Source organism: Candidatus Desulfosporosinus nitrosoreducens (genome assembly GCF_030954495.1).
Classification (GTDB): domain Bacteria; phylum Bacillota; class Desulfitobacteriia; order Desulfitobacteriales; family Desulfitobacteriaceae; genus Desulfosporosinus; species Desulfosporosinus nitrosoreducens.
In genome coordinates this window covers 21,729-34,197 of sequence record NZ_JAVHUW010000018.1, presented here as the reverse complement: position 1 = coordinate 34,197, position 12,469 = coordinate 21,729, and the positions used below count along the sequence as shown (strand labels likewise).

At 45.9% G+C, this 12,469-nt stretch carries 9 protein-coding genes; 7 read left to right on the top strand and 2 right to left on the bottom strand.

Annotation, left to right across the window (positions count from 1 at the left end; translation table 11 throughout):
* Positions 1–4 precede the first annotated feature (4 nt).
* Positions 5–997: a DUF4434 domain-containing protein gene (locus tag REC12_RS01355; RefSeq protein WP_308891824.1), complete on the bottom strand. Its 993-nt coding sequence runs from the start codon at positions 995–997 to the stop codon at positions 5–7.
* Positions 998–1,104: 107 nt separating this feature from the next.
* Positions 1,105–3,513, bottom strand: coding sequence for a cyclic nucleotide-binding domain-containing protein (locus REC12_RS01350; protein ID WP_308891823.1), 2,409 nt, complete (start codon positions 3,511–3,513; stop codon positions 1,105–1,107).
* Positions 3,514–3,862: 349 nt separating this feature from the next.
* On the opposite strand from REC12_RS01350, the gene REC12_RS01345 reads away from it, so the two are divergent.
* The 7 genes from REC12_RS01345 (at position 3,863) to REC12_RS01315 (ending at position 12,220) form a co-directional block, all read left to right on the top strand.
* On the top strand, positions 3,863–5,215 hold the full coding sequence (locus REC12_RS01345) for a YeiH family protein (protein WP_308891821.1): 1,353 nt from the start codon (positions 3,863–3,865) through the stop codon (positions 5,213–5,215).
* Between the two features lie 174 nt (positions 5,216–5,389).
* A complete protein-coding gene (locus REC12_RS01340) occupies positions 5,390–5,746 on the top strand; it encodes a hypothetical protein (RefSeq protein WP_308891820.1) in 357 nt (118 codons plus the stop codon).
* A gap of 522 nt (positions 5,747–6,268) precedes the next feature.
* Positions 6,269–7,618 carry a YeiH family protein gene (locus REC12_RS01335; RefSeq protein WP_308891818.1) on the top strand — a complete coding sequence of 450 codons (1,350 nt, stop codon included), beginning with the start codon at positions 6,269–6,271 and terminating at the stop codon, positions 7,616–7,618.
* Positions 7,619–7,752: 134 nt separating this feature from the next.
* Positions 7,753–8,121: a hypothetical protein gene (locus REC12_RS01330; RefSeq protein WP_308891817.1), complete on the top strand. Its 369-nt coding sequence runs from the start codon at positions 7,753–7,755 to the stop codon at positions 8,119–8,121.
* 260 nt (positions 8,122–8,381) lie between these two features.
* Positions 8,382–10,511 carry an ATP-binding protein gene (locus REC12_RS01325; protein ID WP_308891815.1) on the top strand — a complete coding sequence of 710 codons (2,130 nt, stop codon included), beginning with the start codon at positions 8,382–8,384 and terminating at the stop codon, positions 10,509–10,511.
* A 5-nt stretch (positions 10,512–10,516) separates the two neighbouring features.
* Entirely contained in the window at positions 10,517–11,908 is a 1,392-nt protein-coding gene (locus tag REC12_RS01320) for a sigma-54-dependent transcriptional regulator (protein WP_308891814.1), read from the top strand.
* A gap of 138 nt (positions 11,909–12,046) precedes the next feature.
* The gene (locus REC12_RS01315; protein ID WP_308891813.1) at positions 12,047–12,220 is read left to right on the top strand and encodes a CDIF630_02480 family spore surface protein; all 174 of its coding nucleotides are present in this window, start codon (positions 12,047–12,049) and stop codon (positions 12,218–12,220) included.
* Positions 12,221–12,469 lie beyond the last annotated feature (249 nt).

The window sequence follows — 12,469 nt, the reverse complement described above, 5'->3', positions numbered from 1 at the left end:
TTATCTACTTATTGAAATAATACCGGTAATAGTCCCTGTAGCCGCTTGCTTGAACCGGTTCGTTGCCGTTTTGATAGTGATTGATACTAAAAGCCACAAACTCCCGCACAAAGGGCGAAGCTCTAAACAATTGTTCATTAATTCGGCTTTGCGACGCCGGCCGGCTTTTATTCCCATTTCCCTCAAAGGTTTCGCTGACTGCGTATAGACTCAAGCCAATTTCATCGGCGGCATTTTTAGTAGCGGCAAAGATTTCGTCCAAATCCCTTAAGGTATTAAAACCTGCTCCAACACTATCTTGTAAGGCAATAATATCGATCCCCGTATCCTTTAAAACATGCCGGACCGCATGGGACCAAAAGGTTAAAGTCACAGGCCCTGACACCCGGGCATTATAATACGGAGCTATCATAATCGATTTTGTACTGCTCAATTTGATAGTGCCGGCAATTTTTTGCAAAAAGCCATTTAAGTGTGTTTGCTGATCATGGGTCAGCACCATCAAAGGATTAAATTCATAAGGGATATACCAGCCTGTAAAGGATTGATGTCCGCCGTACATCATCATAACTTCCGTAATGATCAGGCTGTTAGCTTCCGCTTCACGTGCCAGCCATTTTCCGTCCTGGTTTTCAACCGACCACCAGTCATCATTAAACCCCAAACCGATGCGGACATTCATGCCTGTTCTGTCAGCCGCGGATAAAGCTGTTTCCAGCATATCCACGTTATGACTTGAATATCCTTTCATGTTCGTCTGATAGACTGCGAAATGGGATTTGGTATCAGAGATGCTCTGCAGGATTACTTCCTGTATACCTATAGCCTGCAACATTCGGTACTCTTCAAGCCAACGGTCATAGTCCCAATTCCGGCAATACCAGGATTGAATAAAAGAACTGCTGAACTTCGGCCGAATCCGCATAGTTTGAGGAAACCGCCGTAAGAAGACAATAATTTTTTCATACCAGCTGTGAAGCCCCTGCCCAATGTTCATCTCATAAATCCTTTATGCTGTTAATGGCTTTATTAACAGCATGTCAAAATTTCATCTCAGGGTAGTCTCTCCCCTTTCTCCATTGTATGAATACCTTGTCAGTCTTGTTAAACTGCTCGTCTCTCTTTGGTGCGCAGCAAAACAAGAGCAATCGTTATCCCTGTCAGCACGATTCCAAAGGCGGCGGCAATACTGTGCGTGACAATTGTGACCGGAATGTAGAAGGACTTCAGCCCTGAGGATGTTTTATAACCCACGCCAAAGAAAAGGGAATGAATGCCTGGAATAAGCGCCATTTGATACATAATATGTCCGGCCAGGACAAGTGGGGTCAGGGCAAAAACCAGTTTAACACGCAGCGAAGCGGCCTTTGTCTTAAAAGGTTTGGCGATTTTCCCGGCAAGCAAGCCGCCTATTAGACCTGCTCCCCAATAGCATAGGCTGAACCAAACTTTCCAGGTCAGGGGATTCCATAGTTTTTCCACCCCCTCGAAGTAGTTAAGCGGCAGCAAAATACTGAGCATTACCCCAATAAAGACCACAAACCCTTGGTTAACACGAACCAAATGCCAGACCTCGCGGCCCGCAAGTCTTAAATTAACCTGTACCGAACCATTCGGACAATTTCGAACGCAGTTAAAGCAAAGCTTGCAATCTAAATTATTGTCCAGGAAGGGCAGGTGTTGGGACATGGGACAGCCTGGGACCTTTCCCTTCCCGACATAGCAATCGAAGGTCGTGCATTTATTCAGACAAACTGAAGCATCGGCCCGGACTTCCAGCATGGAGCCTATGGAAGCGGTTCCGATAAACCCTCCCAGGGGGCAAAAATGCCGGCACCAGGTATGGCGGGGATAGAGGACCGCGATAAATACGGCACTGGCTTGAATAGATATTAGCAAGATGGCCGTGTAAATTGGATGAGAGCGCATGTCAGTAAGCACTTCAATCCAGAAAATCAGCAAAAACAAGAAACTGACAATGAGGTAATCGTACTTAATGATAGCTTCCGGGATTGCCCGGTTCTTATGCACCCTTTTTTGAACAAAATCCATAATTGTCGAAAATGGACAAAGGGTACACCATAATCGGCCTAAAAACGGAGAGACAAGCGCCAGGACCGGCCACCACAGCCCCCACACCAAGGTGAAAATTTTAGTAGAAACCGCTATTTGAGGGGTAAGCAGTAAGCATAATACCAGACCGATGAACAGAATTGCGGCCACCTGTCTTAAGCTGTTGATAAGCGTTCCTTTTACCAAGGTATTTTTTAGCTTCGGCCAAGTCAGCAGATTAATTCTATGACCGCTTTGTTCCGCTGTGGGACCAAAGAAGATTTGCTCCAAACCAATGACATCCTGCTCCGCTATATAAAATGCCCTTTCAATGACTTGAATCAGTTCTGAGACATTTCCCTGCTGATAATTGTGCGAGAGCAGTAATTTGATCGCTTCCTGATTTAGAACAGGCACCTTGCGCTGATCCTTCTGAGCCAGCTTCTCCAAAAATCCCTGGGCTAACACGGGAATATCGCGCTTGCGTTTGCGCAAAGGGGGAATTTCATAGGTATGGGCAAAGCATTCCCGCAATTCCGGAATAATGTCCTTAGCCAAAGCCTTGTCATTGGCTTTAGTGTTTAAACTGCCGATGACGAAGCATTTTTTGTTTTGAAAGTTCATAGCTTGGGCAAGCAGCACCTGCGTATGAGGAGATATCAGATTTATTTCCCGTATAAATAAAGTTCCACCTTCAGCAATATCGAAGAGATTGAGGGTATTGACAGCGGATTCTTCCAGGCTGACGGGCTCCGCGATTAAATCCTTCCACTGCTGATCGAAACGTCTTCCGTCTACAACGACGAAGGGAGCTTCAGCGCCGGATTGGCGCTGGTGGACATACCAGGCCATCATTTGGCGTCCGGTCCCCCGCTCTCCGCTTAAAAGCAAGTGCCCTTTCGGATGAACAAGCTCTTCCAGTTTCCCTTCAACCTCTGCAGTCGTACGAGCGCCTCCCCAAATACCATAAAATTTATCTTTATATTGAGTTAGCTGAAGGGCGGAACGGAGAACTTCCCTATATCTGGCCTCCGATAAAATGAGATTGGCATCGTTTAGATTTTCGGTCAGGCGGCCGACAAAGGTTTGGTAAAGCCTTGGCCAGCGCAAAAGCATCCGGGCAAAACCTTCCGAATCCAACGCTAAAACCTGGCATTTTTCCTGACAAAGAATCGTTGTTGCCGCGGGTTTGCCGCTGAGCAAGGAAAATTCGCCAAAAGTATCCCCCGGGGCCACGGACCTGACACGCCTCAGGCGGTATCCTGCCTTGCGAAACAGGACATCCGCTTTGCCTTTGACCAGAATATAAAAAGCATGTTTTTCCTGGCCTTGCTTAATAATCTCGGAACCCTCTTCATAGCTCTCCCATTGAAAGTCACGAGCCAGTTCATCCAGTTCGGCGGGTGACAAATCCGAAAGCAGCTCTATATTCGATAGGCTATAAGCTTTATCGTCAATCATAAGGCCCTCCGAAAAATTAGATTTAATCCAAAAATATACCTAATATTCATAAAAATATAACTTATATAAATGCCTATGACAATATAAACTTTTTTCCATTTTCCCAGACTAAACACTTAAACTAGGCAAGGCTTAAATAGCTATCGTATTTGTAAAAGCTCTACCGGCAGGTTGCAAAGAATTTGCAGAGAGAAAAAATAAAACTCCGCCAGAAACCTTAACTACCCAAAATAGTTGGAGAACTTTTAAACAAGCACAGGCTTATGCCTATATCAAGCCCTGAGTTTAGTATATACTGGTAATGGAAACAGGCGTAACCTGGGGGCTGAGAAAAGGAGAGGGGTAACTATTGGGCTATATATCCGCAAAAAAGAAATCAACGGTTCCTTCAGGGGGCTGGACCGATCTTTGGAGGCAGGAAGACTATTGGGCTATGTGGCTGGGTCTGACCATTGTTCTGCTGGCAGTTTTATTTTGGAGCAGCGGCAATAACTTCATGAATTGGATTGTGCTAAAAATCCCAAACTACAGCGACTATCGGACGGCGCTAAACTATATCGGCGGTCATAAGGGCGCCCTTCTGGCACTTTATTTGTTCTTTCTCGTCTTATTTTCCATCGCAGTTAAGGCCCTTACCGGAGAGGTTAAACGTTTTTTGCTGGGATTCACGTTTCTCTTTTTCATGAGCTTGCTAGTTTCGGCCTGGGGCTCCTGGGATGTTATGAAAAGGTACAATTTTGAAACTCCTCTTCTCGCACTTGTCGTGGGACTCATAATCAGCAATTTTTTTAAGATTCCCTATTGGCTGAGTACCGCACTCCAAACCCAATTCTACGTCAAGCTTGGGATTGTTTTAATGGGCGCTTCCTTGCCGGTTACTCTAATCGTCCAAGCCGGTTCGACAGCTTTTGCCCAGGCAACGATTATTGCGGTGGCTACTTTCCTCACCATATATTGGACCGGAACGCGAATTTTTGCTCTGGACAAGCGCTTTGCCGCCACGCTGGCCGCCGGAGGCTCGATCTGCGGGGTTTCTGCTTCCATCGCTATTGGTGGTACTGTAAAAGCGGAAAAACAGCACGTGTCAATTGCAATTTCCCTGGTTATCTTTTGCTCCATCATCATGATTTTTGTCCTTCCTTTAGCAATAAAAACCTTAAATATTCTCCCCGGCCCGGCAGGTGCCTGGATCGGCACGGCAGAATTTGCCGATGCTCCCGGTATGGCCGCAGCAGCCGCAATCAATGAACAGGCCATCAAAACCTTCATTCTCATGAAAGTTGTAGGCCGGGATATGTTTATTGGAATCTGGTGTTTTATCATGGCTCTGACCTCAATTACCAGATGGGATAAACGGTATATAGGCACCAATCCCAACGCCCTTGACATCTGGATTCGCTTTCCGAAATTCGTTTTAGGGTTCATTATAGCCTCGGTTATCATAACCTTCCTAGCCGCTTCCGCTAATGTAACTACCTCTATCGCCATCAACAACAACCTGATTAACCCCATCATCGAGTTAAGAAATTGGGCCTTTATCTTTACGTTTCTTTCCATTGGTTTATCCAGTCGTTTGAAAGAACTGGCTTCAGTCGGCTGGAAGCCCTTTGCCGCTTTCACTGCAGGTGTACTGATTAATATACCGCTTGGCTACTTGCTGTCTGTTGTCATTATGGGCAACTATTGGACAACAATCAAGTAAGTTTTTTTAGACAAAAGCCTTAAATGCTGAAGCAGGTTTAAAGGAACCCGGCCGGCGCCCGGGCGCTTTTAGGCGCCGCCAAAGATGCCCGGTGTTCTGAGAATCAAGGATGGCGGGAAAGGACCTGCAGAAGTAGTAATAAAGTCACACTTTCTGAGAGTAAAGGAGAAAACTATGCGGCGGGATAATGAGACTTGCATTCAACGAACCAGACTTTTCTTCAATTTTTTTGAGAAGTCCAAAGAAAAAGCCCCTTTTGAGGGTATCATTAAAGTCAAAAAAGTAACACCTGAGGCAGTTCGCAATTTAAATAAGTTTTTGTCTTCCAGATTAGAGCGGATCGCCGCCATGATGGAATTACTGGCGGAAATTCACACTGACTGGGCAATCACCGGCAAAAAGGATTATATTCTCATGGAGACGGAAACTCTGGACTTTAATGATATTGTCAGGACTTTGCGGGAGCACGGCTTCGACGACAATGAATTTATTTTAAAAGTTGAATATACACGTAAATGGGGAATCCTTTAATTTTCTTTTACCATCTCTCTGCAGGCTTAAGGCAGAGAGTTTTTTTATGCCCGTTAAGAAGTCTAAACTCCCCTTGCCTGCTCTCCTCCAAGATAATTCAGCCGGACAGCCGCCTGTCCAAACTTGGGGACAGGACATTTTGGCAGGACATTTTGGCATAAGTGACAAATTGTCTTGCCCTCTTCATTCCTGAGACCTCTTCGCTAAAGCCTGAAACCTTATACTTGCGCTGTTTTGTCCAAATTCAGAGACCTGGCATAGTTATTGCTTATGTAATTATATAAGAATAGAAATAATGGACGAGATAGGTCAGGGAGGAGTGATATTATGCCCGCAGTTTGCCCCTAGGCAGTCGGAAAGCAGCGACGAAGTTATACTTTCTGACTGTGGAACAAAGTGCGGCCCCAAAATTTCAGGCTCACAGGGCAAATCGGTCTTTCAGGGAGGTGAGGGCTAAAAGCTAAATAAAACCTGGTTTTCTCGGAGTACCTATTATTAAGATTAAAAGGAGTGGAAAAACCAATGAGCACTAGTATGCCTACCCGGACAAAATCGTCTGGCGGACTTGGTGATCTGTTTAAAAAGGAAGATTACTGGGCAGTGTGGCTTGGACTCGGACTTGTCGTCTTATCTCTTATTTTATGGTCTTTGGGCAGTAACTTTTTTACAGCCATTTCCGTTAATTTTCCCGGAAACTGGACAGATTTCGGGAAGATCCTGGCCTTTATTTCTGCTAATCTTACAAATCTCTTTCTCTTGTGGCTGGTCTTTACCGTTCTTTTTACCGTTGCCATCAAGACCTTAGGTCACAAAGTCGGGCAATTTATCGGTGGTTTTACGATTCTTTTTATTGCCAGTATCATCATTTATATTCTTGGGGCCAGCAAGTTCTCCAACCACTATAATTTGGAGTCCCCCCTCTGGGCCTTGGTTATCGGCATGGTTGTGGCAAACCTGTTTAAGCTGCCGGAATGGTTTAATACAGCGCTCAGAACAGAATTTTATGTCAAGATAGGAATCGTTCTCTTAGGAGCAACTCTTCCTTTTACCATGATTGTTCAAGCAGGACCGGCGGCATTTTTACAAGCTACAATTATTGCCGTCAGCACTTTTCTAACGATTTATTTTGTTGCCACGAGAATTTTAAAACTTGATCATCGCTTTGCCGCTACTCTCGCCGCCGGCGGGTCCATCTGCGGAGTTTCCGCTTCCATTGCTATCGGCAGCTCGGTCAAATCTGAGAAACAGCACGTTTCTGTGGCTATTTCCTTAGTTGTGGTCTGGGCTATTGTCATGGTTATCGCCTTACCTTTCGTCATTAAAGCTTTGGGGGTTCCCGATGGTCCCGGCGGAGCCTGGATTGGAACTTCCGAATTTGCCGATGCCGCCGGTATGGCCGCTGCCGCCGCGATCAGCGAACAAGCCATCAGAACCTTTACCCTGATGAAAGTCGTCGGCCGGGACATGTGGATTGGAATTTGGTGTTTCATCATGGCTCTGATTTCCGTAACCAAATGGGAAAGAGACGAAAGTGGCGCCAAACCCCAAGCCGGTGAAATCTGGTACCGTTTCCCCAAGTTTGTCATTGGCTTCTTTATTGCTTCCATTTTGTTGACAATTATCGTTGCCTCTTCCAGCCCTGCAACAGCCTCTTCCGTTTCGGCAAATGTCATGGGGCCCATGAAAGTGCTGAGAAGCTGGACCTTTATCTTTACGTTCCTCTCCATTGGCCTGACAACGCGTTTCAGAGACTTGACATCCGTAGGCTGGAAACCTTTTGCCGCTTTTACGGCCGGCGTATGTGTCAACGTTCCTTTAGGCTTTATTTTCTCGACCATTATTCTCGGTGGTTTTTGGCAATTAGTGAAATAAGCTTAACCGGACCCAAAGCTTTGACGAAAGCTTTGGGTCCCAGCCCCTTTTGGTATAACAGCCGTCCGGAAAATAACGTTTGTTTGTAGGTTTAGCTTATGACTAAGCGATTTAAGGATAAGGAGTAAAAACCTATGAATAGCAGCAATGAAACTTGTGTCCAGAGAGTCATCGTCTACTTATATCACCAAAACTTCCATGGACTGAAAAACAAAGAAAATAAACCCCTGACAGAGGTAACGCTGGGGAAAAATATTAAGCCTGAAAACGTCAGAGAATGGAAGAACTATTTGGCCAACCGGTTAGAACGGATTGCTCAAATAATGGAGGTTCTGCTCCAAGTTCATGAGGATTGGGCAGTAACCGGAAGAAAAGGATTTGTTCAGCTGGAGACACAGTCTTTAGATTTCAATAAGGTTATCGAGGTCTTAAGCGAACAGGGTTTTCAGAAAGACGAGTACATTATAAAATTAGATTATACAAGAAAATGGGGAGTCCTTTAAGCTTCATAGAACGCTTCCTGCGCTTGAGCAGGTGTGTTGCAGACCCGGGGTGTTGGCTGGTTAAAAAGTCCGCATCCTTTTTTCGTCCAATCTGCGGCAGCAGCTAAGTGGGTATGCGGAGATATTGAAATCCCATAGCAGAAGTTTTCTTTAGGAAAAGTCCTTTTAGGACAACAAAAATTCCTGAGCTCATGCTACACTAGGTTAGAGGACATTGTTGGCGAAGACAAAGGCAAAAACATTGGATGGGGGCCAAATAATTGGGAAAAAGCTCAATTCCCTGGTGGATGCGCATTAAAGTTCATTTTCTTTTGTTTGGGGTGACCATGTCCATTTTTCCTTTGTTCTTTCTCGGCTATTTGGGTTTTACCTCTGTGCGGCTAAATCTGCAAAAAGATATTTACGAGCAAAAATTCGAGCATGTAACAACCTTGGCCAACGAAATTCAAGACTATGTCTCGAACCTGGAAAACAGCTTAAAACTTACCAAAGCCGCGAGCGCCCGGGCTCTGGTCGGCAGCGATAAAACTTCACGTCAAATTGTTTTGGAAACCCTTTTGCAAAGAGACTCTGCCATCGAAGAGCTTAAAGTCGCGGACATAAATTACAGAGTGCTTGATCAGATTACCCCTCGTCAGACAGGAATTTTTTCCTCTGCGGTCAAGCTGGAAAACCCTTTGCCCGGAAAAAACCCTTCGGCTTTGAGCACGGTATTTTTTTCGTCGGACAGGAGCCCAAAGATCTATTTAACCGTAGCTCTGCAAGATCCTTCAACCGGAGAGAGAATCGGTTATTTACAAGCTAAAATTGACTTAAAAGGGATCATCAACCGCTATATCAATTTTCACCTGGACGCAAGCGAGTACGTTTTTTTAGTTGACCAAGCCGGCAATTTAATCGGCAATACCAACTCCGGTCTCGGTTTACATCCAGAGGAGATCCGGCAAAACCCCGCGGTTCACAGCTTCTTGGAAGGTGAGAGTTTTTCCGCGGGAAACGACTATAAACGTTTTGACGGACTGACAGTTATCGGGGCCTTTACCTCCCTGGACACCCCCAAGTGGGCGGTCTTTATCGAGCAGCCGGCCCAGGAAGCCAACAAGCAGATTTTTGAATTTGCTTTGCGTTTAATCGCAATTGCCATTCTAATTATGGCCCTTGTCATGATTTTAAGCATCGCCTTCGGTTTAAAAGTAGTTCACCCCATTGAAAATCTCGAAGGTCAGGTCCGGCGGATTATTTCAACGGGAGACTTGGAATCCCATATTCCCATGGAAAGCTGGGATGAAATCGGCAGGCTCGTCAAATCCTTTAACCAGCTGCTGAATTCCCTCGACCAGAAAAATGAAAACTTAAAAGACGAAAAAGAACTCCTTACCACCGTCGTTGACGGGGTTGGCGCAGGAATGGTTCTTTTAAGCCTGGATAAAAAAATCACCTGGTGTAATTCCAAATTCTCCGCATGGTTTGGCCATCATTTGGAGAATCTTCCTTATGCTCAAGTTCTTAAGGAAGAAGGCGCGGAAGGATTTTACCTGGAAAATGGCCGTACGATTTCTGTTTGGCTGAATGAAGAGCGCCGGCATTTTCGTCAGATGTTTTATGAGTTGTCACCGGACAATCCGGAGAATGCAGCTTACCTGCTCTTACTTGACGACGTCACTCAGGAAGTTGAAATGGAGGCCCGCATGATTGAAACGGATAAAATGGCGGCCATTGGACTTTTGGCCTCGGGAGTGGCTCACGAGATTAACAATCCTTTGGCTATCGTCGCGGCTCATAGTGAGGACTTACTGGACCGCTTGAATGAAGAAGACCCGGGACTGACCCGGGGAGAAATCAAAGCCGGATTTAAAGTTGTCTTGGAACAAATTGTTCGCTGCAAACAAATTACGGATCGTTTACTGGGTTTTGCCCGCAAGCGAGTTAACGAAAACGACCTGATTGATATTGGCGCGGCCAGCGCCCAGACACTTGGACTTATAGAACACAAAGCCAAACAAAAACATCTTAAAATCGAACTCCAGCTGGAAAACAGCCTTTTTGCCCTGGGCAATGAAAATGAGTGGCAGCAAGTAGTTCTTAATCTAGTCACCAACGCCTTAGATGCATCTGCTGAAGGAGGAGTGATTGAGATTGCGGGCTACCGTGAAGAAAGTAAAATTCATTTCAGCGTGCGGGATTATGGAGAGGGAATCTCCCAAAGCAATTTGAAGAAAGCTTTCGACCCGTTTTTCACCACGAAATCCGCAGGTCAGGGAACCGGTTTGGGCCTGTATGTGAGTTACGGAATTATTCAGAAGATGCAAGGTGAGATGGCCTTGGAAAGTACGGAAGGCCAAGGAACCCGTGTTAAGGTAACCTTGCCTTTCCATAAGGCAGGAGATTAAAGCCAATGAAACACTTGCAAAAAATTCTAATCTTAGACGATGAAGAAGCTCTGCGTTCGATTATTGCCCAGCGCTTGAAGCGTAAAAACTATGAAATAGTGGAAGCCGGCACCGTCGCAGAAGGAGTAACCCTCCTCAAGGATACTTTACTGGACGCCGTCCTGCTGGATATCAAGCTCCCGGACGGTGACGGAATTGCCCTTTTACCTCTGCTTAAGCAGCTGCAACCGGATCTCCAAGTCGTCATGCTAACCGGAAACGGCACCATTGAATCGGCAATCGAGGCCATGAAACTGGGAGCGTATGATTATCTGACTAAACCCTGCAATTTGTCCGAACTTGAAATTACTTTGCAGAAAGCTCTGGAAAAACGAAAGCTGCTGTTGGAAAATAAGGGGCTCAGGCAAGTCGTAAACCGCCAAACACAGGAGTTAACAATCATAGCCCAAAGCACACCTATGAAAGCTCTTCTGGAGATGACCCATAAGGTCGCTCAGACGGACACATCCGTTCTCATCCAGGGAGAAAGCGGCGTAGGCAAAGAGTTGATTGCCCAGGCGATCCATCTTTGCAGTTCCCGCGTCAACCGCCCCTGTATTCCCGTAAACGCCGGGGCAATTCCCGAAGCTTTGATCGAAAGCGAGCTTTTCGGACATGAGAAAGGAGCGTTCACCGGAGCGGGAACACAAAAAATCGGCCTCGTGGAAATGGCTGACAACGGCACCCTCTTTCTCGATGAAATCGGCGAGATGCCCTTAGCTCTCCAAGTGAAGCTCCTCCGTTTCTTAGAAAGCGGCGAATTCCGACGCGTTGGCGATACCCGGCTTCGCCGGGTGGATGTTCGCATTATCGCCGCGACAAATAGAGACCTTCAGCAGGAGATTAATCGCGGAAAGTTTCGCGAGGACTTGTTTTACCGCCTAAACGGCTTAACCCTGATCGTCCCCCCTTTGCGTGAACGGCGCGAGGATATCATCCCTCTAGCGGAACATTTCCTGGAAATCCAGAGCAAACAAACTCCCTTTTCTCACGATTATGGTTTGCTGCCGGAGACGAGGGAACTGCTGCTGAATTACGATTTCCCCGGCAATGTCCGTGAGCTTTGCCATCTTATTGAGCGCGGCTTAATTTTGTCTATTGACGGCAAAATCAGACCGAACGATATCTGGGTAAACTACAAACAAGCCCCCAAAACACCTCCTGCCTCTGATCCTGTCAACGAGTTTTTCGATATTTTCCACAATCACCGGCAGCCTTCCTTGGAAGATGTGGAAAAGCATTACATTTTGGCCATTTTGCAAAAGGTTAAGGGAAACAAGACCCAGGCAGCCCATCTGCTGGGCATCAGTGTCCGGAATCTCTACCGGAAGCTGCAAAATTACGGCATGGGAGAATAAAGGTATTGACTGGCCGAAGGTCCCTGAAGCCAGGGATGGCGTGAAAGAATTTCAGAAAATATAACCCAAGTTTATGCTTTCTGATAGTAGAGCAAAAACCGGGAATACTAAGCACGATTCTTCAAAGGAGGTATCGTGATGACTACTGATAAGTCGAAGGAAAAATTCCCCGCAAACCCAGTGGAAAGACATGACACGGCAGCCTGGCGCGGACATATCGAAAGTGTCAAACCCCAATCAAATGTTCCTATTCCCAGTGAAGAATCCGTGCACAACGCTAAGGAATGGGTAGATACAAATTCCTTATCCTGAAAATGGCCGGAACTCAGCAAAATAACTCCCGCTCCGCTATGGTACGGGAGTTATTTTGTTAAGGCTGATAAAGGCATGTCAGATTCAATCTCTGATATGCTTTTATCAGCCTTAACCATTCATAACTATGATCATAATTTTTCCTTAAAATTTAAGCACTGCTGCTATTGAAGACTTCAAGCAATTTTCCGGTCACACCGGGCGCGTTACAAACCACCGGATACGGAATCCAAGACGCATTTGTATACT

Bases quoted from the DNA above. Each gene is read 5' to 3' on its own strand.
- REC12_RS01320 (WP_308891814.1), top strand. From the start codon at position 10,517: ATGAAACACTTGCAAAAAATTCTAATCTTAGACGATGAAGAAGCTCTG.
- REC12_RS01330 (WP_308891817.1), top strand. From the start codon at position 7,753: ATGAATAGCAGCAATGAAACTTGTGTCCAGAGAGTCATCGTCTACTTA.
- REC12_RS01355 (WP_308891824.1), bottom strand. From the start codon at position 997: ATGAACATTGGGCAGGGGCTTCACAGCTGGTATGAAAAAATTATTGTC.
- REC12_RS01315 (WP_308891813.1), top strand. From the start codon at position 12,047: ATGACTACTGATAAGTCGAAGGAAAAATTCCCCGCAAACCCAGTGGAA.
- REC12_RS01340 (WP_308891820.1), top strand. From the start codon at position 5,390: ATGCGGCGGGATAATGAGACTTGCATTCAACGAACCAGACTTTTCTTC.
- REC12_RS01350 (WP_308891823.1), bottom strand. From the start codon at position 3,513: ATGATTGACGATAAAGCTTATAGCCTATCGAATATAGAGCTGCTTTCG.
- REC12_RS01335 (WP_308891818.1), top strand. From the start codon at position 6,269: ATGAGCACTAGTATGCCTACCCGGACAAAATCGTCTGGCGGACTTGGT.